At 73.8% G+C, this 24,882-nt stretch carries 17 protein-coding genes and 1 tRNA gene; 4 read left to right on the top strand and 14 right to left on the bottom strand.

Annotation, left to right across the window (positions count from 1 at the left end):
- The first annotated feature begins 281 nt into the window (after positions 1-281).
- Positions 282-770: an ATP-binding protein gene (locus ACFYYT_RS17735; protein ID WP_351815726.1), complete on the top strand. Its 489-nt coding sequence runs from the start codon at positions 282-284 to the stop codon at positions 768-770.
- 137 nt (positions 771-907) lie between these two features.
- On the opposite strand, the gene ACFYYT_RS17730 is transcribed toward ACFYYT_RS17735, so the two are convergent.
- The gene (locus ACFYYT_RS17730; protein WP_351815723.1) at positions 908-1,153 is read right to left on the bottom strand and encodes a DUF397 domain-containing protein; all 246 of its coding nucleotides are present in this window, start codon (positions 1,151-1,153) and stop codon (positions 908-910) included.
- Positions 1,154-1,281: 128 nt separating this feature from the next.
- Positions 1,282-3,327, bottom strand: coding sequence for an FUSC family protein (locus ACFYYT_RS17725; RefSeq protein ID WP_351815721.1), 2,046 nt, complete (start codon positions 3,325-3,327; stop codon positions 1,282-1,284).
- Positions 3,328-3,432: 105 nt separating this feature from the next.
- On the opposite strand from ACFYYT_RS17725, the gene tatA reads away from it, so the two are divergent.
- Positions 3,433-3,663 carry a Sec-independent protein translocase subunit TatA gene (gene tatA / locus ACFYYT_RS17720; RefSeq protein ID WP_351815718.1) on the top strand — a complete coding sequence of 77 codons (231 nt, stop codon included), beginning with the start codon at positions 3,433-3,435 and terminating at the stop codon, positions 3,661-3,663.
- A gap of 114 nt (positions 3,664-3,777) precedes the next feature.
- On the opposite strand, the gene ACFYYT_RS17715 is transcribed toward tatA, so the two are convergent.
- The gene (locus ACFYYT_RS17715) at positions 3,778-4,959 is read right to left on the bottom strand and encodes a DUF2786 domain-containing protein (RefSeq protein ID WP_351815715.1); all 1,182 of its coding nucleotides are present in this window, start codon (positions 4,957-4,959) and stop codon (positions 3,778-3,780) included.
- 162 nt (positions 4,960-5,121) lie between these two features.
- On the opposite strand from ACFYYT_RS17715, the gene ACFYYT_RS17710 reads away from it, so the two are divergent.
- Positions 5,122-6,864 carry a bifunctional 3'-5' exonuclease/DNA polymerase gene (locus ACFYYT_RS17710; RefSeq protein WP_351815712.1) on the top strand — a complete coding sequence of 581 codons (1,743 nt, stop codon included), beginning with the start codon at positions 5,122-5,124 and terminating at the stop codon, positions 6,862-6,864.
- A gap of 31 nt (positions 6,865-6,895) precedes the next feature.
- Here the strand turns inward: ACFYYT_RS17710 and ACFYYT_RS17705 are convergent, their stop codons facing one another.
- The 4 genes from ACFYYT_RS17705 to ACFYYT_RS17690 all read right to left on the bottom strand — a co-directional run bounded on the left by ACFYYT_RS17705 (position 6,896) and on the right by ACFYYT_RS17690 (position 9,807).
- Complete coding sequence (locus ACFYYT_RS17705) at positions 6,896-7,381, bottom strand: GNAT family N-acetyltransferase (RefSeq protein WP_351815709.1); 486 nt, start codon at positions 7,379-7,381, stop codon at positions 6,896-6,898.
- A 138-nt stretch (positions 7,382-7,519) separates the two neighbouring features.
- Entirely contained in the window at positions 7,520-8,551 is a 1,032-nt protein-coding gene (locus tag ACFYYT_RS17700) for a cysteine synthase family protein (RefSeq protein WP_351815706.1), read from the bottom strand.
- Positions 8,552-8,626: 75 nt separating this feature from the next.
- Entirely contained in the window at positions 8,627-9,238 is a 612-nt protein-coding gene (gene epsC / locus ACFYYT_RS17695) for a serine O-acetyltransferase EpsC (protein ID WP_351815704.1), read from the bottom strand.
- A complete protein-coding gene (locus tag ACFYYT_RS17690; RefSeq protein ID WP_351815701.1) occupies positions 9,238-9,807 on the bottom strand; it encodes an NADPH-dependent FMN reductase in 570 nt (189 codons plus the stop codon). Before ACFYYT_RS17690 ends, epsC begins: the two co-directional genes overlap by 1 nt.
- Before the next feature lie 282 nt (positions 9,808-10,089).
- Here ACFYYT_RS17690 and ACFYYT_RS17685 point away from each other — a divergent pair.
- Positions 10,090-10,163, top strand: a tRNA-Thr gene (locus ACFYYT_RS17685).
- 80 nt (positions 10,164-10,243) lie between these two features.
- On the opposite strand, the gene ACFYYT_RS17680 is transcribed toward ACFYYT_RS17685, so the two are convergent.
- The 7 genes from ACFYYT_RS17680 to ACFYYT_RS17650 all read right to left on the bottom strand — a co-directional run bounded on the left by ACFYYT_RS17680 (position 10,244) and on the right by ACFYYT_RS17650 (position 24,862).
- Entirely contained in the window at positions 10,244-13,048 is a 2,805-nt protein-coding gene (locus ACFYYT_RS17680; RefSeq protein ID WP_351815698.1) for an NACHT domain-containing protein, read from the bottom strand.
- A gap of 358 nt (positions 13,049-13,406) precedes the next feature.
- Positions 13,407-14,936, bottom strand: a complete 1,530-nt coding sequence (locus tag ACFYYT_RS17675) for an alpha/beta hydrolase (RefSeq protein ID WP_351815696.1) — start codon at positions 14,934-14,936, stop codon at positions 13,407-13,409.
- Positions 14,937-15,080: 144 nt separating this feature from the next.
- On the bottom strand, positions 15,081-16,292 hold the full coding sequence (locus ACFYYT_RS17670) for a DNA polymerase III subunit delta' (protein ID WP_351815820.1): 1,212 nt from the start codon (positions 16,290-16,292) through the stop codon (positions 15,081-15,083).
- Positions 16,293-16,405: 113 nt separating this feature from the next.
- Positions 16,406-19,645: a dTMP kinase gene (gene tmk, locus ACFYYT_RS17665; RefSeq protein ID WP_351815693.1), complete on the bottom strand. Its 3,240-nt coding sequence runs from the start codon at positions 19,643-19,645 to the stop codon at positions 16,406-16,408.
- A gap of 174 nt (positions 19,646-19,819) precedes the next feature.
- Entirely contained in the window at positions 19,820-22,651 is a 2,832-nt protein-coding gene (gene topA / locus ACFYYT_RS17660) for a type I DNA topoisomerase (RefSeq protein WP_351815690.1), read from the bottom strand.
- A gap of 266 nt (positions 22,652-22,917) precedes the next feature.
- Positions 22,918-23,115 carry a hypothetical protein gene (locus ACFYYT_RS17655; protein WP_351815687.1) on the bottom strand — a complete coding sequence of 66 codons (198 nt, stop codon included), beginning with the start codon at positions 23,113-23,115 and terminating at the stop codon, positions 22,918-22,920.
- A 214-nt stretch (positions 23,116-23,329) separates the two neighbouring features.
- Complete coding sequence (locus ACFYYT_RS17650) at positions 23,330-24,862, bottom strand: methyltransferase (RefSeq protein ID WP_351815685.1); 1,533 nt, start codon at positions 24,860-24,862, stop codon at positions 23,330-23,332.
- Between the last annotated feature and the right edge of the window lie 20 nt (positions 24,863-24,882).

Raw genomic sequence — 24,882 nt, 5'->3', positions numbered from 1 at the left:
TCGGACCGTACTCGTTCTGTAACGGAATCCGGCGCCCCGGAAAAGAAGTCCGTAAGTATGCGTAGGAAGAAATGAGCAAGAACCGTCACGGGAGCGGACAGGTCCGGCGCGTGCACGTGCATCTGCCCTTGCATACGGCTGCGCCATTCGGAACGATGGTCTCGCGCACCTGCGTGCTCTTCGCGCCGGCGCCGGACCCACCCCGCAGTTCTCTTTGGACAAAGCCGCCGCTTCGTCCGCGAATCCCGGGAGTGCCTCGCATGGGGACGAATGGATCGACCATGCTCGAGCCGTTACGGCAGGGGCTGCCCCCGGTCGACCCCACGGCTGTCTCCGGGTCCGCGTCGTGCGCCCTGCCCGCCCGCTTCGAGGCGGTGCGGGGCGCCCGTTCGTTCACCCGCTCGACCTTGTCCCAGTGGGGCCTGGACGACCGCTTCGACGATGTCGCGCTGGTCGTCTCGGAACTCGTCACCAACGCGCTGCGCCACGCCCTGCCGGACGAGGCGCGGGGGTGCGCCGGCGAGCCGGAGGGCTCCGTACGGCTGCACCTGATGCGGTGGAGCACCCGGCTGGTGTGCGCGGTGCGCGACCCCAGCGAGGAGCGGCCGGGCGGCTCCTTCGCGCCGGAGCGGACCGACGAGAACTGCGACCTGGAGTCGGGGCGCGGGCTGTTCCTCGTGGACGCCTACAGCGACAACTGGGGCTGGCACCCGCTCGCGGGCCGGCTGACCGGCAAGGTCGTCTGGGCGCTGTTCATGCTCCAGGACTGACCCCCGGGACCGGCCTTCCTGGCGGGTTCGCACAACCGGGGGACGGAACGTCACGAACAGGACAACTGGCCGGGGTTGATCATTTCGATCAGTCCCGGCCAGTGCACGTGCATGGCTCGATTGAGTGCGCTGTTCCGTCAGCCGATCAGATGATCGAACTCGCCGTCCTTGACGCCCAGCAGCAGCGCCTCTATCTCGGCCGGCGTGTACACGAGCGCCGGCCCATCGGGAAAGCGCGAGTTGCGCATGGCGACGTCGCCGCCGGGCAGCCTGGCGAACTCAACGCAGGATCCCTGCGAGTTGCTGTGTCTGCTCTTCTGCCAGGTCAGCTCATACAAGGAAGCGAGTTCTGCAGCTGCCATCCCGTTGTACGCGTGGTCCACAGGAAGCCCCCGATAGTGCAGATGTCAACTGCACCGGATCATAGCTGTGTTCACCAGCGCCTGCATGGGCAGATGCACGTGCACGCGGGGTGCCGGGTCCGTCACCGTTGATCACTTCTCGGGCCCCTTCAGGACCGCAGCGCCTCGGAGAGCTCGTCCAGCGCGTCCAGCAGTTGCTCCGCCGCCCCCCGCAGCACGGCCGAGCCCGGTGCGTCCCCCTCGGGCAGCAGCTCCCGGACCCCGCCCCACTCCGGGACCCGGCGCTCGCGCACCGCCTTCGCGCCCTCCTCGGTCGCCCGGCGCAGGGCGGCCGCCAGCTCGGCCGCCCCCGGCACCGGTTCGTGCGCCCGGTCCGGGAGGTGGGCCTCCAGCAGCATCGCGTGCCGGCCGGCCGCCGCCAGGGCCTCCCCCGCCCCGTCGGCGGCCGCCCGGGACAGGCCCCGGTGGCGCACCGGCTCCCCCGCCGCCCGCGCGAGCGCCTCCTGCCAGGCGATCCGGGCGTCGCGGGCGGCCAGCAGGGTCTCCCGGACGTTCGCGCGCCGGGCCCCCGCCGGGTCGGCGTACTGTTCGAGCACGGCCGCCGCGTACCGCCCGACGGCGGCCAGCCAGTCGGCGAGGCGGTCCCGCAGCCGCGGGGTCTCCCAGGCCGGGTAGACGGCGTAGGCCACCATCGCCAGCACCCCGCCGACCAGGGTCAGGGCGATCCGGTCGGGCACGGTCTGGTCCCAGCGCACGCCGCCCATGCCGAGCAGGAAGACGACGTACGCCGAGAGGAAGAGCTGCCCCACGGCGTACCCCGTGCGCATCAGCACGTACATCAGGGCCGCGCTGACCACGGCGAGCAGCCCCGACAGGTACATCCCGGGCTGGGCCAGCTGCACGATCGCGGTGGCGACGCCGACCCCGACCAGGGTGCCGGCGAAGCGGGCGACGGCCCGGGACCAGGTCTGCGTGAAGTCCGGCCGCATCACCATCACCGAGGTCATCGGCGCCCAGTAGCCGTGCCCGAACGGCAGCTCCTGCCCGATCAGGTACCCGGCGCAGGCGACGGCCGTGACCCGGACGGCGTGCCGCAGGATGGGCGAGCCCGGCCGCAGCTCGGCCCGTACGTCCCTCAGCACCATCGGAACCAGCCCCGCCAGCGAGGGCCGCAGCATCGACTCGGCCGGGTCGGCGGTCCGCCCCGACCGGGGATCGGCCGTCTCCAGCACGTCCGCCAGCAGCGCGGCCAGCCGCCGCGCGGCCCGCAGCGGCGCGCCCCGGAGCACCTCGGGGAGGTCGGGGGCCTGGAGCACGGCCAGGGCCGGGGCGGGCAGGTCCAGGGGATCCCCTCGGCGGATCGCGCGCGCGGCGGCGTCCAGCACCGTCGCGGCGGCGGCGAGCAGCTCCCGCACCCGGTCCCGGGCCGGCCCCTCGGCGGGCGCCCCCACCGCCGGGTCGGCGAGCGAGGCCAGCACGGGCCGGATCCGCTCGGCGAGCCCCCGCGCCCCGTGCAGTTCGGAGGGCCGCCGCCGGGCCTGGCGGACGGTGACCGCGGCGGCGTCCCGGGCCCTCATCAGCGGCGCGGGGTCGAAGGGGGCGACCGGGTCGTGGCGCAGGCGGCGGGCGTAGTCGGCCTCGGCGGCCAGCGCGTCGGCCAGGGCGTCGCGCTGGGCGCCCCAGCGGCGGACCGGGAACAGCACGATCAGCAGCGCCTGCACCACCCCGCCCGCGGCGATCACCGCGGCGTGCCCGGCGGCCTGCGGGAGGGAGGTCGGCAGGGTGACGGTGACCAGCATGATCGCGACGTTCCCGGAGGCGAGGATCCCGGCGACCGGCCCGGCCGCCCACAGCAGCCCCGCCGCGAACGACCAGACGGCGAGCAGGAGCAGGAAGAGCCCGGTGTCCGAGGAGCCGACGAGGTAGCCGATGAAGGTGGAGACCGCCAGGGTCAGCCCCGAGGCGAGGGCGAGCAACGGACGCGGCCGCCAGCTCTGCTGGAAGCTCGCGGTGGCGGCCGTGAAGGCCCCGAAGGCGGAACTCGCGGCCGCGCCGGGCCCGAGGAAGGCCAGCCCGAAGCCGATGACGAGCGCGAGGCCGGCGGCGGCCCGGACCGCGACGAGGGGCTCCAGGCGGGTCCGTTCGATCTTCACGCCCGAGCGGGCCGTGTCCTTCAGCGCCCGGAGCCAGCTCATGGCGACGAGCGTAACGGTTTTCAGGGTTTCTTCAGGTTTGTGCGGATCCCTTGCCGGGCGGTTCCATGGGACGGATCATCATCCGGTCGAAAGGTGGGTACGCACATGCTCCGCAATGGCCTCGAACCCTGGCACCTGATCATCGTGCTGGTGGTGTGCCTGCTCGTGTTCGGTTCGAAGAAGCTCCCGGACATGGCCCGCTCCCTGGGCCGCTCGGCGCGCATCCTGAAGTCCGAGGCGCGTGCGCTGCGCACGGAGGACACGCCCCCGGCGGCCCACGACGCACCCCCTCGGGCCGCAACCCCCGCCGCGGCCCCCCAGCCCCCGGCGGCCTGACGCCGGCGGCCGGGCGATCGGGGCGATCCGGGCAGCCCCGGGCCCGGCGCGGTCCGGCCCCGCCCGGCTCGGCCCGGGCCCCGGCTACGGCCCCGGCCCCGGCCCCGGCTACGGCTACGGCAGGGACGGGCGGCTGCGGCTGCCGCCCACGTGGGCCGCGTCGGCCGCCGCCGTGCCGTCCTCCCAGCCCGCGTGGTCGGTGGCGCCGCGCAGCCGGGTCGTCGTGGTGCGGGGGAACATCTCCTCCGCCCGGGAGGTCACCGCGACGTCGCGGGCCACCAGCGCGGGCAGGTTGTCCGGCGCCTCGGCGGCCGTGTGCTCGGCGGTCTCCGCGAGCCGCCGCCCGAGCCGGCTGGCGTAGGCGAGCAGGAAGGACTGCCGGAAGGTCTTGGTCCGCTTGCGTCCGCCGGCCCGCTGGGCCGCCTCGGCGCGGGTCATCGCCGCCGTGCCCTGGACGAGCAGCGAGGTGTAGAGCAGCTCCACCGCCTCCAGATCGCTCTCGAAGCCGACCACCGTGGAGAACTCGAAGCCGCTGTTCCACACCGCCCGGCAGCGGTTGGCCGTCGCCACCGCGTCCAGCAGCACCGCCTTGGCCTCCTCGTACGGGGGCTCGACCCCGACCCGGCAGGCACCGGGCAGCTGTCCCCGGCCCCCGCCGCGGGCCGCGAGCAGCGCCTCGTCCACCGTGTGGCGGGCCATCAGCTCCTGGGCCTTCGCGCTCAGCGCCTCCGCCTCCTCCGGGAAGGTGGTCGCCTCCGCCTTCGCCAGCAGCGCGCGGATCCGTCCGAGCATGCGGGGTTCGATGTGCGCGTGCGCGGCGAGGTCCTCCGCGGGGTCGCCGGGGACCGGGCCGACGGGCTCGATGGAGGGGAGCCGGATCAGCAGCCGGAACACCTCCAGCACGGCGGTGCCCAGCGTGAACCGGTCCGCCCTGGTGCGGCGCGCGAGCTGCTCGGCGTACGCGGCGTCCTCGTCCCACCACGCCTCGGCGTCCGTCCACCGCTCGGGGAGCCGGGCGTAGCGGCGGGCCTCGGCGGCGATCACGTCCTCGGTGATCCGTACGTGGAGCTCCTCCAGGTCCCGGCGCACCAGCCGGAGCACGTCGGCCGGCTGCCAGCCCCGCTCCCAGGCCTGCCGTGCGTACGCCTCCCCGCGCACGAGCAGCTCCCGCCCCACCCCGGCCCACCGCCCGGGCTCGGCGGCGAGGACGGAGGCGCCCGTATCGAGCCCGGCGTCGTCCTGGGCGTACAGCGCGGCGGCAAAGGCCCGGTCAACGGTCTCGGCGAACTCACTCACCCCCTCAGCTTGGCATGTCCCCCACCCCCCCAACCACCAGCCTCCGCCCCCGCCGGCGGCCGCCGCCCCGGGCGTGCGCCTCGCCCGACGGCACCGCCCTCGCCCAGCCTCCGCCCGACCGGCAGCGTCCCCCCGCCCCCCGCCCGGCGGGCCGGGCGGGGGATGTCAGAGGCCGGTGGGACACTCGCACTCGTGAGCGACGCACCCGGCCCCTGGGCCCTCGCCGAGGCCGCCGACGGCTGGTGGCACGCCACACCCGTACCCCCCGCCACCGGCCCCCGCCTGCGCGTCCGCGATCCCGCCGAGGCCGTCCGCGCCGCCCCCGACGCCACCCGCTGGATCTGGCCGTCCACCGCCGCCGTCCACCCCCGCCTGCTCGCCGCCGGCGTCCGCGTCGAGCGCTGCTACGACGTCGAGGACGCCGAGCTGCTGCTCCTGGGCCACGAGGGCCGCTTCGGCCTGCCCCGCTCGGCGGCGGCCGCCTGGGCCCGCCTCAGCGGTGCCCCCGTACCGCCGGATCCGCCGCCGCGCGCCGCCGAACGCGGCAGCCAGGACTCCCTCTTCGACCCGCGGCCCGCCACCCCGCTCTCCCTCGACGCCCTGCTCGCCGTCCATGCCGACCAGGCCCGCCGGATCGCCGCCACCGCCCACCCCGACCGAATGCGCCTGCTCGTCGCCTCCGAGTCGGCCGCCTTCCTGATCGCCGGCGAGATGCACCGGGCCGGCCTGCCCTGGCGGGCCGACGTCCACCGCGCGCTGCTGACCGAGCTGCTCGGCGAGCGCTACGGGGGTGGCGGCGAACCCCGCCGGCTGGCCGAGCTCGCCGACGAGGTGTCCGCCGCCTTCGGCCGCCGCGTGCGCCCCGATCTGCCGGCCGATGTCATCAAGGCCTTCGCGGAGGCCGGGATCAAGCTCGGTTCCACCCGCCGCTGGGCCCTCCAGGAGGTCGACCACCCCGCCGTGGAGCCGCTGCTGGCCCACAAGAAGCTGTACCGCATCTACACCGCCCACGGCTGGTCCTGGCTCGCGGACTGGGTCCACGACGGCCGCTTCCGCCCCGAGTTCGTCCCCGGCGGCACCCTCACCGGCCGCTGGGTCACCAACGGCGGCGGCGCCCTGCAGATCCCCAAGGTGATCCGGCGGGCGGTCATCGCCGATCCGGGCTGGCGGCTCGTCGTCGCCGACGCCGACCAGATGGAGCCGCGCGTCCTCGCCGCGATCTCCCGCGACCCGGCCTTCATGGAGGTGGCGGGCCGGGCCGAGGACCTCTACACGGCCGTCTCCCGGCAGGGCTTCTCCGGCGACCGGGACAAGGCCAAGATCGCCGTGCTCGGCGCCGTCTACGGCCAGACCTCCGGCGACGGCCTCAAGAACCTCGCCGCGCTCCGCCGCCGCTTCCCCCGGGCCGTGGCCTACGTGGACGACGCCGCCCGCGCGGGCGAGGAGGGCCGGCTCGTGCGGACCTGGCTCGGCCGGACCTGCCCGCCGCCGGCCGCCGACCCCGAGGACGACGGCGGCGAGGCCGGTCTCCCCCAGGACCGCCCCGAGCGCCCTGACCGCCCCGACGGCCGGCCCCCGGGCCCGGGCCACGCCTCCGCCGACGGCCGCGCCCGCGCCCGCGGCCGCTTCACCCGCAACTTCGTCGTGCAGGGCAGTGCCGCCGACTGGGCCCTGCTGCTCCTGGCGGCGCTGCGCCAGGCCCTGACCGGCGCCGGGCTCCGCGCCGAGCTGGTGTTCTTCCAGCACGACGAGGTGATCGTGCACTGCCCCGCCGAGGAGGCCCCGGCCGTCGCCGAGGCGATCCGGGCCGCCTCGGAGCGGGCCGGCCGGCTCTGCTTCGGCGAGACCCCGGTCCGCTTCCCCTTCACCACCGCGGTCGTGGAGTGCTACGCCGACGCCAAGTGACGCAGGCCGGCGAGGGGTCCGCCGGAAGGCCTCAGCCCTTCGCGACCCCGAAGTCGTGGAAGTAGACGTGGAACTCCTCGCGCACGAAGCCCTCCGACTCGTACAGGGCCTGCGCGCGCCGGTTGTCGTAGGCGGTCTCCAGCTGCACCCCCGCCACCCCCTCCGCGCGCGCCCGGCGCAGCACCTCGCGCAGCAGCGCCCGGCCCGCGCCGGTGCGCCGGCCGGACGGGGCCACGTACAGGTCGTTCAGGATCCACGCCGTGCTCAGCGTGAGGGAGGAGAAGGCCCGGTACACCTGGGCGAAGCCGACCGTCCCGGCGCCGGGCACGTCGGCGAGCAGCACCAGCGACTCGCCCTTCGCGATGCGTTCGGCGAGGAAGGCCCGGGGGCCGTCGGGATCCCCGGCGGGCACCTCGTAGAAGTCGAGGTAGCCGCGGAACAGCTCCGCCGCCGTCTCGACGTCCGCCGCGCCCGCCTCCCGGACCTCAACGGTCCGGCCGGTCTCGATGTCCGTCATGTACGTCTCCTCGCTCGGTCGGTGCGTCCGCCCATTGTGCTCAGTGGCGACGCGCCGCCCGGCGGGGGTGTGCCGCCGCTGCTGCCCGCCCCTTCGTACCCACGAAGGGGCGGGGCGGCGGACCGGCCCGCGGCGACGTCAGGACGTGGCGGTCGCGACGCTCGGCGGGGTGGCGGGACGGATGACGGGGACTTCCGCCGGGCGGCCGGTGGCCGCGGTGCCCGGGACGGCCTCCTCGTCCCAGAGACTGAGGTAGCGCTCGCCGGTGTCGGGCAGCACGGTGACGATCGTGGCGCCGATGTAGTCCGGATGCGCGGCCAGCCGGGAGCAGGCGTGGGCGACGGCGCCGGAGGAGACCCCGACGAAGACGCCCTGCCGGCGGGCGAGCGCACGGGCTCCGGCCATCGCGTCCTCGTCGGAGACGGTCACGACGCTGTCGATCAGGTCCACGTCCGTGGTCGCGGCGACGAAGCCGCCGTTGAGGCCGGGAATCCTGTGCAGGCCGCCGGTGCCCTGGGAGAGCACCGGGGAGTTCTCCGGCTCGACCGCGACGACCCGGATGGTCGGGTCCTGCTCCTTGAGGTACTTCGCGATGCCGGTCAGCGTCCCGCCGGTGCCCACGCCGCAGACGAGGACGTCGACCCGGCCGGCCGTGTCGGCCCAGATCTCCGGGCCGGTGGTCTCGTAGTGCGCCCGGACGTTGTCGGCGTTCTCGTGCTGGCACGGGAACCAGGACCCGGGGGTAGCCGCGTGCAGCTCCTCGGCCTTGGCGATCGCACCGGGGTAACCGGCGTCCCGCGGGGTCTGCACGATCTCCGCGCCGAGCGCCCGGAGCAGGGCGACCCGCTCGCTGGTCGCGCTGTCGGGCAGCACGATGACGCAGCGGTAGCCCCGGGCGGCGCAGAGCGCGGCCAGCGAGATGCCGGTGTTTCCGGAGGTCGCCTCGATGACGGTCCCACTGCCCGGCGTGAGGTCGCCCCGCTCCTCGGCGGCCTTCAACATGTACAGGGCGGCCCGGTCCTTGCTGGTGGACATCGGGTTGGCCGACTCCAGCTTGGCGAGCACCTCGGTGCCCGGGGCGGTGTCGTCGAACCGCAGGCGGATCAGCGGGGTCGAACCGATCAGGTCCTCGATGCTGTCGGCGATGCGGCGGGTGTCACGGCTTTCCACGTCTGCTTCCTCACAAGTCGTTTCGTACGGTTCGCGTACGGCTGCGGATCGGGGGCGCACGGTAGGCCGGGCCTGCTACCAGGAGCCGGCCGACGCCGTCACCGCGTACAGGTCTTCCATGGGCTGCGGCTCCTGGCCGACGGCCTTGATCACGGCGGTCGCGGCGAGCACCCTCGCACCCGCGGGCACGTCCTTGTTCACCAGCGCCTGGGCGCCGATGACAGCGCTCTCACCGATCGTTACGGGGCCCAGGACCGTGGCGTTCGCGCCGAGGATCACCCCCGCGCCCACGACCGGGTGGCGGCGCTCCCCCTCGGGCCGGGCGTTGTCGCTCCACCAGCCGACCGCGCCGAGCGTCACCTGGTGGTAGATGGTCACGTCGTCGCCGACCACCGCGGTCTCGCCGATCACCACGGCCGCTCCGTGGTCGATGAACACCCGCCGTCCCAGCACCGCGCCGGGATGGATCTCGACGGCGGTGCCCCGGCGGGCCTGCCAGGCGATGATCCGCGCGGTCATCCGCAGCCCGCGCGAGTGCAGCCGGTGCGCGACCCGGTGCGCCCACAGCGCGGGCAACGCCGCGTGCAGCAGGGCCTCGCGGCGGTTGCGCATGGACGGATCCCGCGCGACCACCACCTCCAGGTCCTCCTTCATGAGGCGGAACAGCCCTATCCGGTCGGCCGCCATCAGACCAGCACCTTCGCGTCGGCCACCTCGGCCAGCAGCGCGCCGGTCAGGCTCGCCAGCCGCTCCACCAGCTCCGGATCGGTGTACCGCCCGTCCTCGGTGGCCAGGGCGCCCGCCCCGCCGACGGCGACCGGCTCGTGCCGGACGACCCGCGCCCCGCACCGCTCCAGTACGCCGGCCAGCCCGGCCTGGGCGTCGAGCCCGCCGCGGGCTCCGGGCGAGGCACTGGCCACGGCCGTCACCTTGCCGGTCAGCGGACTCGGCGCGCCGATGCCCCGGGAGAGCCAGTCCAGCGCGTTCTTGAGCGCTCCGGGCATCTCCCCGTTGTAGGCGGGGGTGCTGATGAACAGCGCGTCCGCACCGGCGACGAGCTCCTTGGCCGCCCGCACCGCCGCCGAACCGTCGGTCCGCTCCAGCTCCGCCTCGTAGAACGGCAGCTCGGCCACGGACAGCGCCACGGCCTCGTGCTCCCCCGGCAGGCCCGCCAGGATGTGGCGCACGGTCTCCAGTACAGCGGTGTTCACCGAGTCCCGGCGCGTGCTGCCGGACAACAAAACGATCTTCACCACAGGATCTCCTCCTCCTCGGCCGCCCGGAGACCCCTGTCCGCGGTTCCCGAACTCACTCGACGGAACGCCACCGATCAGGCCCGCGCCCCTCGACGCAAAGGTGCCACCCTCCGCCGATGCCCGACTCGAACCCCGGTGGAGACCCCATAACCAACCCCTCCACCCCCACCGGAGCCCCACCCCACCCAGCCCGGTGCAGGGCACCCCGTTTAACCCTGTAGACTTGGCGCCGCTGCTGATGAGAGCCTCCCTCCGGGGAATTCCCCTCATCTCCCCAGCGGTGCCGCCTTAGCTCAGTTGGCCAGAGCAACGCACTCGTAATGCGTAGGTCTCGGGTTCGAATCCCGAAGGCGGCTCGGATTAGCCCCAGGACTCACTCGCCGTGACCTGGGGCTTTTTCATGCCCTTCGGGCGCCTGTTGGCGGCGTGGTGGCGCTCACGCGTGCCGAGTGAACGTGGCCTGGAACCTTCCACGGTCGTCCACGCCGGTCGTGGTCTGCCAGTACAGGAACAGGGAATCACCGATCTGGTCGACCAGGTAGTCGGAGTCGGCTTCCGCGACCTCGAGCCGGAACGTAGTGACCTCTGTGTGTGCCTTCAGGACTTTCAGCATGGACGCGATCTGGTCGATTCCGACCACGTAGTCCGGTCGGACCGACAGTACCTTCAGGGCGGGAAACGTCGTGCTCAGGTTCTCCACGGTGATGTCGGACAAGGGGCTGTCCGTCATCACCGTGGTCAGGGTCCGGCGCGTGGTGGCCGGCATTCCCGACACCAGTTGCCACGACGCGAGGGAGGAGTGCACGCACCGGACCTCCGCGTGCAGCTCCTCGATCCGGGGGAGCAGGAGCCGCTGGAACGACCGGTGCTCGACCCGGCCGATGACGGCGAGCGCCCGCAGCGCCGAAGGGGCGCGCAACCCGCTCAACTCGGGTGCCGGATCCACGAGTGTCAGCCCGTACAGGCGCTCCAGCTGCTCGACCACCTCGTAGCCCGGCACGGGCCCGTCGATCTGGAGCCGGACGAGGTTGGTGAGGCACGACACGTACGGAAGCCAGTCCGCGTCCACCCTGAGCCAGCTGATCTCGGACAGGGCGGACAGCACGACGCGGGCGTATTCGCCGCGGTCGAAATCGCGCCACATCTGGATGAGTTGGCGCTCGATGGACTGATCGAAATGCCGGGCGTAATGGGCCAGGACCCGCATTGCGGCCGCGCCGCCGACGAGCCGGCAGGTGTGCAGGATCGCTTCCACCTCGTGCGGCCCCAGGCTGGACGCCGGCGCGGGCATCTGGTCCAGCGCGACCTCGCCCAGTCCTGCCAGCGCCTCCGCCTGCTTTCGGTCCTGCGGCGGAATGAGTTCCTGCGCCCGGGTCTGTGTCTCGCGCCGCAGGTCGGCGTCCAGCGAGGGCGCGTTGCCCGCGCAATCGACGGCGAGCACGATCAGCCGGGTGCGATGGACCTTGTCCTTGCGGGCCCTCTTCAGCAGGCCCTTGACGAGCTGGTTGCGCTCCGAGTCGCGGGCCCGTCCCGAGGTCATGACGACGACGTCCTGCCAGTGGTCCTCGTGGGCGTGCTTGATCAGGAAATTGAGGTCGTCGTCGTTGAGCAGTTGGTCTGCGGCCAGGTACTCCTGGAACGTGCGGTGCACGAAGTCGACGCGGCCGACGGCAGGAGCACGCAGCAGCCCGGTCCGGACGAGGAGGTGGCGGGCGACGGCAGCCGGGTCGAGCGCGTCGTCCGGGGTCTCCCTCAAGTAGCTGCCCACCCGTTCCGCCATCTGCTCCAGGGACACCTCGGTCAGATCGTTGCGGATCATCCAGTAGGCGAGCTTCCTGAGGATCAGCTCCTGGACCCCGCTGCTGAGGCGGACGGTGTCCCCGGTGATGTTGCGCTGCTGATCGCGCCGTACGAGCAACATCTCCAAGGCGGCTTCGAACAGCTTCAGCCGGTCGCTGGGGAGGTGCATCTCCCGGTCCCAGTGCAGTGCGCACAGCAAGGCGCACAGCAGGGGGTTGCCCCCGAGCCGGCGTAACTCGCGGCGCTCGGCCATGCTCCGCAGGAGCGCCTTTTCGTGCTCCCGCAGCCGGACCCGTTCCGACTCGTCGCTCACGGCCGACCGCATGGTGGCGTGCCAGTGCGAGATGAAGAGGTTCTGGTCCGAGAGGCTCATCGGAGTGAGCTCCAGTGACAGAAAACCCGTGTCGGCCAGCCACCCGCTCTCGATGGCGGCCTGCCGGGAGGTGATCACGTACCGGCATTTCTCGTAGCTCTGCGTGAGTTCGCGCAGCCAGTCCCGGACTTCTCCCCGCCGCCCGCTGGGCAGCTCGTCCACGCCGTCGATCAGCACCATGGCGTGGCCCGAGTCGAGCGCGTTCCGTACGAAGTCCTGCGGCGCGGCCGCGGCCAGGGTCCGGGCCGCGTAGTCCAGGAACTGCTCGGGCGTGGGCAGTTCCCGGGCGAAATGGCGCAGTGGGACGAAGAAGGGCACGGCCCGGTTCCACATCTCCATGGGCGCCGGCAGCGTGCTGTCCATGGCACCGACGGCGATCCACTTCAGCAGGGTCGTCTTGCCCGAGCCGGCGTCTCCCCGGATCAGAACGCGCCGGGAGCGCGCGATGGCGTCCTCCACCCGCAACGGCCCGCCGTGAGCGCCGCGGTACGCGTCCGGTGCCGGGGTCTGGGGCCGGTACGGGGACGTCGGGCCGTGCCGGACCGCCCTGAGGCTGATGTACGAGGTACTCATCCGGTAGCTGAAATCCTGCTGGCGCAAGGTGACGCCGAAGAGTTCCATCCGGTCCAGCGACGCCGCCATGCACCGGAAGTATTTGGTGAGGAATGCTTCCTCGGCCTCGGAGCGCTGCTGGAACGCCGCAAGACCGGAACCCGCCAACGGCTCCTCCGTCGCGATACGGCCGATCTTCGCCACCCGCTCGGAGGACTTCGCCCGGGTCCAGCGGTCCACGCACTCCTGCCGGGTGGCGGACATCGCGTCACGGGTCCCGCCCGCGTGCAGGACACAGGCCTGGGCCACTGCCGCCGCCACGTCGAGCGACGGGAGCACCCGGCCCTGCAGCGCCTTCGACAGCGTCGCCTTCGGCACGTGGTGCCCGCGCGGCACCTGACCGGTCAGCCTCGACAACCGCTCCAGGCCGGGATCACCACTGCGGACCTTCAACTCCACGAGCCATACCGCGAACTCCGCCGCCGGCGGCAGGCCGCCCCGAGACTCCTGCGCCATGCTGCTCCGCTCCCGCCCCTGTATGAGTCGGCCCGTCCATGCCCGTCCCGGACCGTCTCCTCCGGTACCTGATTTTCCACCCTGCTGGGGTTGCGGCGCCGGATCCGCGACAACTGGTCTCACGGCGATCGCACGGACCGCCGTGGCGAGTTGGACGAGAGGACGGAACGAGAACCGTGGAGACCCTGAAGACCGTGGCCGACACACTGACGGCCCTGGCCCTGCTGATCGACGCCGCACTCCGGGTGCGCACCGCGCTGCGGGGGGCACCCGGGCGGGAGGCTCCGTCGCCGGAAGGAGCGCCGTAGCCCCGGGCGCAGGGGCGTCTGAGGACCGGACGCGGGCGGCGGCCCGGGGGTCAGCAGCGCTTGCCGGGAGGGGGGGCCTGGCCTTCCAGGAGGTAGCGGTTGATCGCCGTGTCGATGCAGTCGCTGCCGCGGCCGTACGCCGTGTGGCCGTCGCCGTCGTACGTGAGCAGGGTGCCGGAGTCCAGCTGGCCGGCCAGGGCCTGGGCCCACTTGTACGGGGTCGCCGGGTCGCGGGTCGTGCCGACCACCACGATCGGCGCGGCCCCCTTCGCCGCCAGGGCCTTCGCCGAGCCCGTGGCCTTCACCGGCCAGTACGCGCAGTTCAGCGAGGCCCAGGCGAGCCCCGCGCCGAACACCGGCGAAGCCTTCTCGAAGGACGGCAGCGCCGCCCGGACCGCCTCCGGACCGTCGAAGGCGGGCGGCTGGTCGAGGCAGTTGACGGCCGCGTTCGCGAACATCAGGTTCGCGTAGCTGCCGTCCCCGCCGCGCTCGTAGTAGCTGTCGGCCAGGGCCAGCAGTCCGGAGCCGTCGCCGTTCATCGCGTCCGTGAGGGCGGTACGGAGCTGCGGCCACGCGCTCTCGTCGTACAGGGCCGCGATGACGCCGGTCGTCGCGAGGGACTCGCCGAGCGGACGGCCCGGGTCGCCCGACGGGACGGGCTGCGCGTCGAGCTTGCGGAAGAACTCCTTCAGGTTCTGCGCCACCGCGTCCGGGTTGCCCCGCCCCAGCGGGCAGTCCGACTCCTTCGCGCAGTCCTTCGCGAAGGAGCGGAAGGCGGTCTCGAAGCCCGCCGTCTGGTCGCGGTTCAGCTCCAGGGCGGGCCGTGTCGGGTCCATGGCGCCGTCCAGGACGAGCCGGCCGACGCGCCCCGGGAACAGGTCGGCGTACGTCGCCCCCAGGAAGGTGCCGTACGAGGCCCCGACGTAGTTCAGCTTCTCGTCGCCCAGCACCCCGCGGAGCATGTCCATGTCCCGGGCCGCCTCCACCGTCGAGACGTGGGGCAGGACGCGCTGCGAGCGGGCCTGGCAGGCCGCGGCGAACTCCTTGAACGCGGCCACCAGCAGGGCCTGCTCCGCCGCGCTGTCCGGGGTCTGGTCCACCTGGGTGAAGCGGTCCATCCCCTTGCCGGTCAGGCACTCGACGGGGCTGCTGCGCGCCACCCCGCGCGGGTCGAAGGAGACCATGTCGTACTGGGCGCGCACGGCGGCCGGGTAGCCGACGCCCGCGTACGCCTGGAGGTAGCCGATGCCGGAGCCGCCGGGACCGCCCGGGTTGACCAGCAGGGAACCGAGCCGCTTGCCCGGGCCGGTGGCGGCGCGGCGGGCCACCGCGATGTCGACGTCCTGCCCGGAGCCCGGGTTCGCGTAGTCCAACGGCGCCTTCATGGTGGAGCACTGGAAGCCGGGGACACCGCAGTCGCGCCAGTTCAGCTTCTGCTCGTAGTACGGGCGCAGCGCGGCGGGCACCGCCGACGGCTGCGCCGAGGCCGCCTCGGATCCCCCCGAAGTGCACCCGGAGAGCAGCAGCCCGGCGGCTGCGATCACGATCCCGGTGGTACGCAGCAGACGCCTGGTGTCCATGCGGCGAGCCTACGCGCTGCCCGCGGAGCGCGTCCGGCCGCCGCGGGCCGGGCGGCCGACCGCCGACCGGGGGCGGACGCCGTCACGCGGGCGCGGGGCCCTCCCCGGGGAACCTCCGGGATCGCTCGGACGGGTGAAGCGGGGTTACCCCGCCCGCAGCGCCATCGTCATCGCCTCGACCGCGAGGAGCGGCGCCACGTTCCGGTCGAGGGCGTCCCGGCACGCGATGATCGCCTCGATGCGCCGCAGGGTGCGCTCGGGGCCCGAGGCCCGGGCGACCCGGTCGAGGTCCTGCCGTATGTCCTCGTTGGCGATGGCCAGGTTCGAGCCGAGCTGGAGCGCCAGCACGTCCCGGTAGAAGCCCGTCAGCTCGGTCAGCGCCAGGTCGAGGCTGTCGCGCTGGGTGCGGGTGCGACGGCGCTTCTGGCGGTCTTCGAGTTCCTTCATCACCCCGGCCGTGCCCCGGGGCATACGGCCGCCCGCGCCCGCTCCGGCGCCGAGCGCCGCCCTGAGGTCCTCGGTCTCCTTGGTGTCGACTTCCTCCGCCATCTGTTTGGCGTCCTCGCCGGCGGCGTCGACCAGCTCCTGGGCGGCCTTGAGGCAGCCGCCCACGTCGTCCACCCGCAGGGGCATCTTCAGCACGGTGGCCCGGCGCGTCCGGGCGGACTCGTCGGTGGCGAGCCGGCGGGCCCGGTCGATGTGGCCCTGGGTCGCGCGGGCGGCGCTCGCGGCGACGGCGGGCTCGACCCCGTCCCGGCGCACCAGCAGGTCGGCGACGGCGGCCACCGAGGGGGTGCCCAGGGTCAGGTGCCGGCAGCGGGAGCGGATGGTGGGCAGCACGTCCTCCAGCGAGGGCGCGCACAGCAGCCACACCGTCCTCGGCGCGGGCTCCTCCACCGCCTTCAGCAGGACGTTGCCGGCGCCCTCGGTGAGGCGGTCGGCGTCCTCCAGGACGATGACCTGCCAGCGCCCCACGGCCGGCGAGAGCTGGGCCCGGCGCACCAGGTCGCGGGTCTCCTTGACGCCGATGGACAGCAGATCGGTACGGACGATCTCCACGTCGGCATGCGTACCGACCATGGTGGTGTGGCAGCCGTCGCAGAACCCGCAGCCCGGTTCCCCGCCGAGGGCGCGGTCGGGGCTGACGCACTGGAGGGCGGCCGCGAAGGCCCGGGCGGCGGTGGCCCGGCCGGAGCCGGGCGGTCCGGTGAACAGCCAGGCGTGGGTCATCTTGGACTGGGGCGGCTGCGGGGTCCCGGCCGCAATGGCCGTGACGAGGGCGTCGGCGTCCCGCGCGGCGGAGGCGAGCTGCGTCTGCACGCGCTCCTGACCCACCAGGTCGTCCCACACGGGCATCCCGCCCACCGCCTTTCCCTCTGCGTACCGAAGTACCGAATGCCGCGCACGACTCGCGCGGCTGCTCACATTGTGGCCCCTGCCACTGACAGTCAGTGGTCAGTGGTCAGTGGTCAGCGGCGGCGCCGGCCACCCCGGTCCTCGTCGCCGTCCTCGTCCCGCGGCGGCCCCAGCAGCTCGTCCGCCAGGGTCGGCAGGTCGTCCATCGGGGTGGCCTCGGCCCAGTCGGACGGGGTCCGGCGCGGCCGGCCGTCTTCGCCGAGCACCGGGAGCTCGCGGGTCACGTCGTTGCCCGAGTCCCGGAAGATGCCGGGCGGCACCCGGTCGGCCGGGCTCTCCTGCGAGTGCGGGGCCGTCGGCCGCGTGGCCGGAGCCGACGCCTGCGGCTGCTGCTGCGGCTGGTGGCCCGCGGCACGCGCCGACGCCGCGCGAGGCGGCTGACCGTCCGGGCGTACGGGCGGCAGCACGGCCGTCTCGTCCACCGCGCGGTCGGCCTTCGGCACGGGCACAGTCTGCGTCACGTCATCGGGCCGCACGGTCCGCTTGAACACCGGGGTCTCGACCGTGACGGCCTCGTCCGGCTGGTACGGGTCCGGGTGCAGCGGCTTCTTGCGCATGGCCACCTTCGGCGCAGGCGCGGCAGCAGGCACAGGCGAGACAGCAGGCGAGACAGCAGGTCCAGGCGCAGGCGTCGCCGCCGGAGGGGCGGCCGAAGCCGCCGCGGCGGCAGCGGCGGCCGCCGAGGCCTCCGCCAGCCTGCGCGCCTCCTCGGCCCGCAGCAGGGCCTCCTCCGCACGGCGCTGCTTCTCCAGCCGCCGGGCCTCGGCCTCCGCCCGCAGCCGGGCCGCCTCCGCCTCCTCCAGCCGGATCCGCTCCCGCTCGGCGGCGCGCGCCTTCTCCTCGGCCTCGGCGCGCAACCGCTCGGCCTCGGCCCGGGCCCGCGCCTCCTCGGCGGCGCGCAGCCGCTCCTCCTCCGCCCTGCGGGCGGCCTCCTCCTCGGCGATCCGGCGCGCCTCGGCGGCCTCCGCCTCGGCCCTGACCCGCGCCTCTTCGGCCTCGCGGGCCAGCCGGGCCTCCTCCTCGGCCTTCAGCCGGGCTTCCTCCGCCTTGCGGGCGGCCTCTTCCTCGGCCTTGCGCCGGGCCTCCTCCTCCGCGAGCCGCCGCGCTTCGAGCTGCGCCGCGACCTCGGCCTCCGAGAGCGGCAGCATCCGGTCCAGGCGGTGGCGTACGACGGTGGTCACCGAACCGGGGTCCTGGCCCGCGTCCACCACCAGGTAGCGCCCGGGGTCGGACGCGGCGAGCGTCAGGAAGCCCGCCCGCACCCGCTGGTGGAACTCGGCAGGCTCGGACTCCAGCCGGTCGGGCGCCTCCGTGAACCGCTCCCGGGCGGCCTCCGGCGACACGTCGAGCAGCACGGTCAGATTCGGTACCAGGCCGTCGGTGGCCCAGCGCGAGATCCGGGCGATCTCGGTCGGGGACAGGTCCCGGCCGGCGCCCTGGTAGGCCACCGAGGAGTCGATGTAGCGGTCGGAGATGACCACGGCGCCCCGTTCCAGCGCGGGCCGGACCACCGTGTCGACGTGCTCCGCGCGGTCGGCGGCGTACAGCAGCGCCTCGGCGCGGTTGGACAGCCCGGCGGAGGAGATGTCGAGCAGGATCGAGCGGAGCCGCTTGCCGACCGGGGTGGCCCCCGGCTCGCGCGTCACGACGACCTCGTGGCCCTTGCCCCGTATCCAGTCGGCCAGCGCCTCCACCTGAGTGGACTTCCCGGCCCCGTCGCCGCCCTCCAGGGCGATGAAGAACCCGGTCGCCGAGGCGGCCTGGAGCGGCTCCCCGCCGCGCAGCGCCTCGCGCAGGTCGCGCCGCAGCGGTACGCCGCCCCGGTCGTCGGCCTTGGCCAGGACCACGACGGCGACCGGCAGCAGCAGCGCGCCGACCAGCATCAGGGTGAAGGCGGCCCCGCCGTGGGCGAAGACGACCTCGCCGCCGGTCAGCCGGTGCGGTCCGATCGCGGCGGCCAGCAGCGGAGCGGCGACGGCCCCGACCGCGACGGCGACCCGGACCACGGCCTGCAGGTGCGCGGTGACACGGGCCCGGCGGAACTCCTCGGTCTCCTGGTCCAGCAGGGTGTGCCCGGTGTGGGCCGCCACGCCCGCGGCGGTGCCCGCGAGCAGCGCCAGGAAGAGCACGGTCGCCGTGTCCGGGACCAGCCCGGTCAGCAGCAGCGCGAGCCCGGCCACCGCGATGGCGAGGGCCAGCATCCGGCGCCGGGACAGCCCGGGCAGCGCCTTGCCCGCCTGGGCGCCGCGGATGCCCAGGCCGGTACCGCCGACCAGGGCGAGCACCAGCAGGGCGTAAGCGGACGGGCCGCCGCCCAGGTCGAAGGCGTGCAGGACGGCCACTGAGGCGGCACTGGAAACCGCCCCGGCCACGGCGGCGCAGGCCAGCACGAACAGCCGTACGGAACCGGTACGGCCCTTCTCGGGCCGCTCGCCCACCCGGGGGGCCCGCAGCCCCTCCAGCGGGGAACGCGGCCTCGGGGTCTTGCCGGCGGGCAGCGTCAGCGGGAGCAGCAGCGAGACGGACGCGGCGAACAGCCCGGCGGCCACGTACGAACCCAGCGCCGACGGGTTCGCCGCGAACCAGTCCACGCCGAGCCCCAGCGCCCGCCCCACCAGGGTCGCCGCGAGCAGCGCGGCGGCCGCGACGGGCATCGCCGCGAAGGCCGTGCGCAGCGTCAGGCGGCGCAGGGCGTCGAGGTGGTCGGGCAGCGGCCGGACGGTCGCGCCCTCCGGCGGCGGCGCCGGCAGCAGCGCGGGCGCGGCGCTCTCCTTGGCCACGGTCCACACCCGCTCGGCGGCGCCGGCGACGAAGACGGTGGCGAGCAGCGCGGTCGTGGCGTGCGCGGGGATCCAGTCGAGCCAGAGCGGGGCGACGACGAACAGGCCGATCCGCAGCCCGTCGGCGCCGGCCATCGTCCAGCGGCGGTCGAGCTTGCCGCCGGGGCCGGTGAGCTTGGCCAGCGGCCCCAGCAGGACCGCGCCGAACAGCACTGTGGCGAGGATCCGTACGGCGAACACCGCGGCGACGGCGAAGGCCGCACCCCGGTAGCCGCCGCCGAAGGGTCCCCCCGAGTCGGCCGTGACGGCCGCCTGGAGGGTCAGCAGCACCAGGACCAGCAGGGCCAGGGCATCGCCGATGCCGCTGACCAGCTGGGCACTCCACAGCCGGCGGAGCCCCGGCGTGCGCAGCAGGGCGCGCACCGCTCGCTCGCGGGAGTCCGCGGCCAGGGCTTCGTCGTAGGTGGGGTTCTCGGAGGCGGTCACGACCGTTGGCTGCTCGGTTCGCGTCATCCGCCCAGCCTATCCGCTGCGCCTGGCAGGTGCGGGGGCCTGTGGACAAGGTCGGATGTGACCCGGGACCCACCTTCGGGGAACGCGAAAGCCCGGGCCCCCGCGCGGTGTCGCGCGGGGACCCGGGCCGGAGCCAGCCCGGAACAGGAGCCGGGCCGGAGCCGGAGCCGGAGGCTACTCGTCCGCCGGAGCGGTGACCGCCTTCTTCGCCACGGCCTTCTTCGCCGTCGTCTTCTTCGCGGCGGTGGTCTTCGCCGCCGCCGTCGTCTTCTTCGCGGCGGTGGCGGTCTTCGCCGTCGTCGCCTTCTTCGCCGGGGCCTTCTTCGCGGGAGCCTTCTTGACGGCCTTCTTCGCCGTCTTCTTCGCGGGAGCCTTCGCCCGCTTCTCCGCGAGCAGCTCGTAGCCGCGCTCGGGCGTGATGGTCTCGACGTCATCGTCCCGCCGCAGCGTCGCGTTCGTCTCGCCGTCCGTCACGTACGGCCCGAAGCGGCCGTCCTTGACCACCACCGGCTTCTCGCTCACCGGGTCCGTGCCCAGCTCCTTCAGCGGCGGCTTGGCCGCGGCCCGGCCCCGCTGCTTGGGCTGCGCGTAGATCGCGAGCGCCTCGTCCAGGGTGATCGAGAAGAGCTGGTCCTCGGTCTCCAGCGACCGCGAGTCCGTGCCCTTCTTCAGGTACGGGCCGTAGCGGCCGTTCTGGGCCGTGATCTCCACGCCCTCCGCGTCCACGCCCACCACGCGCGGCAGCGACATCAGCTTCAGCGCGTCGTCGAGGGTGACCGTGTCCAGGCTCATCGACTGGAACAGCGAGGCCGTCCGCGGCTTGACCGCGTTCTTGCCCGTCTTCGGCGTGCCCTCGGGGAGGATCTCCGTGACGTACGGGCCGTAGCGGCCGTCCTTCGCGACGATCTGGTTCCCGCTCACCGGGTCGGCGCCCAGTTCGAATTCACCGCTCGGCTTCGCGAACAGCTCCTGCGCGTACTCGACCGTCAGCTCGTCCGGAGCCAGCTCTTCCGGTACGTCGGCGCGCTGGTGGCCCTCGGCGTCCTTCTCGCCGCGCTCCACGTACGGCCCGTAGCGGCCCACGCGCAGCACGATGCCGTCGCCGACCGGGAAGGAGGAGATCTCCCGGGCGTCGATCGCACCCAGGTCCGTGACCAGCTCCTTCAGGCCGCCGAGGTGGTCGCCGTTGGCCGGTACGACCTGCGAGGCCTCCTCGGAGCCGAAGTAGAACCGCTTCAGCCACGGCACGGACTGGGCCTCGCCCCGCGCGATGCGGTCGAGGTCGTCCTCCATCTTCGCGGTGAAGTCATAGTCGACGAGCCGCCCGAAGTGCGTCTCCAGGAGGTTCACGACGGCGAACGACAGGAAGGACGGGACGAGCGCCGTGCCCTTCTTGAAGACGTAGCCGCGGTCGAGGATCGTGCCGATGATCGACGCGTACGTCGACGGGCGGCCGATCTCGCGCTCTTCCAGCTCCTTGACCAGCGAGGCCTCGGTGTAGCGGGCCGGCGGCTTGGTCGAGTGGCCGTCGGCGGTGATCTCCTCGGCGCTCAGCGCGTCGCCCTCGGCGACCTGCGGCAGCCGCTTCTCGCGGTCGTCGAGCTCGGCGTTCGGGTCGTCCGCGCCCTCGACGTAGGCCTTCATGAAGCCGTGGAAGGTGATCGTCTTGCCGGAGGCGCTGAACTCGGCGTCACGGCCGTCGGCCGCACGGCCGGCGATCTTCACCGTCACCGAGTTGCCGGTCGCGTCCTTCATCTGGGAGGCGACGGTCCGCTTCCAGATCAGCTCGTACAGGCGGAACTGGTCGCCGCTCAGACCGGTCTCGGCCGGAGTGCGGAAACGATCACCCGAGGGCCTGATCGCCTCGTGCGCCTCCTGGGCGTTCTTGACCTTGCCGGCGTAGACGCGCGGCTTCTCCGGCAGGTACTCGGAGCCGTAGAGCTGGGTGACCTGCGCCCGGGCCGCCGACACCGCGGTGTCGGACAGGGTCGTGGAGTCCGTACGCATGTAGGTGATGAAGCCGTTCTCGTACAGCTTCTGCGCCACCTGCATCGTCGCCTTCGCACCGAAGCCCAGCTTGCGCGAGGCCTCCTGCTGGAGCGTCGTCGTGCGGAACGGGGCGTACGGGGAGCGGCGGTAGGGCTTGGACTCGACCGAGCGGACGGCGAACGAGGTCTGCTCCAGCGCGGCGGCGAGCGCCCGGGCGCCCGCCTCGTCGAGGTGCAGCGTCTCGCTCTTGAGCTGCCCGTTCGAGCCGAAGTCGCGGCCCTGTGCGACGCGCTTGCCGTCCACCGCGTTCAGGCGGGCGACCAGGGTCGAGGGGTCCGAGGCGTCACCGGCGCGGCCGGTGGCGAAGGTCGCGGTCAGGTCCCAGTACTCGGCGGAGCGGAAGGCGATGCGCTCGCGCTCGCGCTCGACGACGAGACGGGTGGCCACCGACTGCACGCGGCCCGCCGACAGCTTCGGCATGACCTTCTTCCACAGGACCGGCGAGACCTCGTAGCCGTAGAGGCGGTCGAGGATGCGGCGCGTCTCCTGGGCGTCGACCATGCGCTGGTTCAGCTCGCGCGGGTTGGCGACGGCGTCGCGGATCGCGTCCTTGGTGATCTCGTGGAAGACCATCCGGTGGACGGGGACCTTGGGCTTGAGGACTTCCTGGAGGTGCCACGCGATGGCTTCGCCCTCGCGGTCCTCATCGGTGGCGAGGAAGAGTTCGTCGGACTCGGCCAACAGGTCCTTCAGCTTGCGGACCTGCGCCTTCTTGTCCGCGTTGACGACGTAGATCGGCGCGAAGTCGTGCTCGACGTCCACGCCGAGCCGGCGGACCTCGCCGGTGTACTTGTCGGGAACCTCGGCCGCGCCGCTCGGCAGGTCGCGGATGTGCCCGACGCTCGCCTCGACGACGTATCCCGGGCCGAGGTAGCCCTTGATCGTCTTCGCCTTGGCAGGGGACTCGACGATGACGAGTCGGCGGCCGCCCTTTGCGGTCTCGCTAGTCGGGGACAACTTGGCTCTTCTCTCCGGTCGGCACTCGGTCGCGGTACGGCGACGCTGCGGAGTGTGACGGTACAACCCGCCCCCGTGTCAAACGGCACAAGCCCGCAACGGCCACTCGAACGGTAACCCGACAAGTGCCGTTTCTGCCGCCCGGATGCCACGGCGGCCCCCTTCCGGTCACCGGGCCGAGTGGCCTGGGGGCCGTCTGGCCCCGCCCCCGCACCCGCCTCGACGTCGGGTTTCTCACCCCGTGGAGATCATGCCGGGCGGGTCCTTCAGAACCGCTGGAGGCACCAGACGCCGAGGGCCAGGGACCCCGTTCCGGCCAGCAGTGCCAACGGTACGGCCACCGCGGGGCGCACTCCCTCGGCCACCGGCGCGCGGTGCACGACGCGCGCCCCCGTCCAGAGCAGGAGCGCCGTCCCGAACAGCAGGAAGACGGCTGCCGCGAAGATCGCCGGACCGCTCTCCATACCGCTCCCCTTCGCTCGGAACCCCGCGCGGGCCGCGGGACGGCTCCGCGCGGGAACCCCCCTCGGATTCCCCGCGCGGCCGTCCGGCGTGTCGCCAACGGCATCCCCCCGGATCCCGTCGTCCCGGAGCCTGCCAGCCGTGGGGAGACGGCAGGCGAACCCCGGGTTACATCGTGGCTACGGCCGCCCGCGCGCGCCCCGTCAGCCCGCCCCGTCAGCCCGCGGCCGGCCCCTGCACGGGCTCCAGGAAGCCCTGCTCCACCAGCATCCGGATCGCCTCCGGCGTCCGGTCCCGCAGGACCACGGGGTCCTCCTCGACCAGCTGGGCGATCGCGTCCAGGATCCGGCCCGCGCTGAGTGAGCCGTCGCACACTCCCGCGAAACCGGCCCCGACGGTGTCGACCTTGGTGGCGCGGCGCATGCCGCGGTGCTGCCGCAGCACCACGTGCTCCGGATCCTCCGCCCCGGGCGCGCCGACCTGCTCCTGGACGATCTCCTCGGTGAGCTGGAAGTACCCGGCCAGCAGGGCCGCGTCATCGTGTTCGCGCAGGTAGTCCTGGCGGGCGAAGTGCGCGAGGACGGTCTCGCCGAGCGGCTGCTCCACCGAGTGCGGCCACTCCTCGACGACGATCGAGGGCTCGGCCGCCTCGGTGCGGCGCAGCGTGATCCAGCCGAAGCCGACGGCCTTGGTCCCGCGCGCCTCGAACTCGTCGAGCCAGTCCTCGTAGCGGCGTGCGTACTCGGCCGGATCGCAGCGGTGGTCGCCCGCGTCGCGCAGCCACAGCTCCGCGTACTGCGTCACGTCCTGTACGTCACGCTGCACGATCCACGCGTCGCAGCCGCGCGGCACCCAGGAGCGGACCCGGTCGTGCCAGTCCTCGCCCTCGACGTGCTGCCAGTTGCCGAGGAACTGCGCGTAGCCGCCCGGGTTCAGGTGGGCGCCCGCCTGCTGCACCAGCGTCCGGCACAGGTCGTCGCCGCCCATGCCGCCGTCCCGGTACGTGAGCCGGGCGCCGGGGGAGATCACGAAGGGCGGGTTGGAGACGATCAGGTCGTACGTCTCCTCCCCCACGGGCTCGAAGAGGGACCCGGCGAGCAGCTCGGCCGCGGGCGCCCCCGACAGTGCGAGGGTCAGCCGGGTGATGTCCAGGGCGCGCGGGTTGACGTCGGTGGCGGTGACCCGGGTGGCGTGCTGGGCGGCGTGCAGGGCCTGGATGCCGGATCCGGTGCCCAGGTCGAGGGCCGAACCGACGGGGACGCGGACGGTGATTCCGGCCAGGGTCGTGGAGGCCCCGCCGACGCCGAGCACGACGCCCTCGTCGCGGCTGCCGATGCCGCCGGCCCCGCCGACCGCGCAGCCGAGGTCCGAGACGATGAACCAGTCCTCGCCGTCGGGGCCGCCGTACGGGCGCACGTCGACGGTGGCGCGCACGGTGTCCGCGCCGTCGGCGGCCTCCTCCCGCCGCAGCCAGCCGTCGGCGAGCGCGGCCTCGACGGGCAGCGCGGCCGCGGCCTGCGCGTACGGCACGGCGCCCTGCAACAGGAACAGCCGGACCAGGCAGGCGAGCGGGCCGTCCCCGTGGCTGCGGGCGGCGCGCAGGGCGGGGACCGTCTCGCTGCGGGCGAGCGCGGCGTAGGCGGGGGCGCCGAGCATCTCGAGCAGTCCGTCGGCGGTGAACCCGGCGGCGAGGAGGGCGGCGCGGAGTTCGGCGGCGCGGGCGGGCGTGGGGAGGCTGGTGGTACTCACCCGTCCATTGTGGCCGCTGG

The sequence above is a fragment of the Streptomyces sp. NPDC002032 genome, assembly GCF_042890765.1.
Taxonomy (GTDB): domain Bacteria; phylum Actinomycetota; class Actinomycetes; order Streptomycetales; family Streptomycetaceae; genus Streptomyces.
This window is presented reverse-complemented; position numbering and strand designations above follow the sequence as displayed.

What these genes read in the sequence shown, in the direction of transcription:
- ACFYYT_RS17705 (WP_351815709.1), bottom strand. Translation starts at nt 7,381, where the DNA reads ATGACGGACATCGAGACCGGCCGGACCGTTGAGGTCCGGGAGGCGGGC.
- ACFYYT_RS17735 (WP_351815726.1), top strand. Translation starts at nt 282, where the DNA reads ATGCTCGAGCCGTTACGGCAGGGGCTGCCCCCGGTCGACCCCACGGCT.
- ACFYYT_RS17710 (WP_351815712.1), top strand. Translation starts at nt 5,122, where the DNA reads ATGTCAGAGGCCGGTGGGACACTCGCACTCGTGAGCGACGCACCCGGC.
- ACFYYT_RS17680 (WP_351815698.1), bottom strand. Translation starts at nt 13,048, where the DNA reads ATGGCGCAGGAGTCTCGGGGCGGCCTGCCGCCGGCGGCGGAGTTCGCG.
- ACFYYT_RS17670 (WP_351815820.1), bottom strand. Translation starts at nt 16,292, where the DNA reads ATGCCCGTGTGGGACGACCTGGTGGGTCAGGAGCGCGTGCAGACGCAG.
- tmk (WP_351815693.1), bottom strand. Translation starts at nt 19,645, where the DNA reads ATGACGCGAACCGAGCAGCCAACGGTCGTGACCGCCTCCGAGAACCCC.
- ACFYYT_RS17655 (WP_351815687.1), bottom strand. Translation starts at nt 23,115, where the DNA reads ATGGAGAGCGGTCCGGCGATCTTCGCGGCAGCCGTCTTCCTGCTGTTC.
- ACFYYT_RS17725 (WP_351815721.1), bottom strand. Translation starts at nt 3,327, where the DNA reads ATGAGCTGGCTCCGGGCGCTGAAGGACACGGCCCGCTCGGGCGTGAAG.
- tatA (WP_351815718.1), top strand. Translation starts at nt 3,433, where the DNA reads ATGCTCCGCAATGGCCTCGAACCCTGGCACCTGATCATCGTGCTGGTG.
- epsC (WP_351815704.1), bottom strand. Translation starts at nt 9,238, where the DNA reads ATGGCGGCCGACCGGATAGGGCTGTTCCGCCTCATGAAGGAGGACCTG.
- ACFYYT_RS17675 (WP_351815696.1), bottom strand. Translation starts at nt 14,936, where the DNA reads ATGGACACCAGGCGTCTGCTGCGTACCACCGGGATCGTGATCGCAGCC.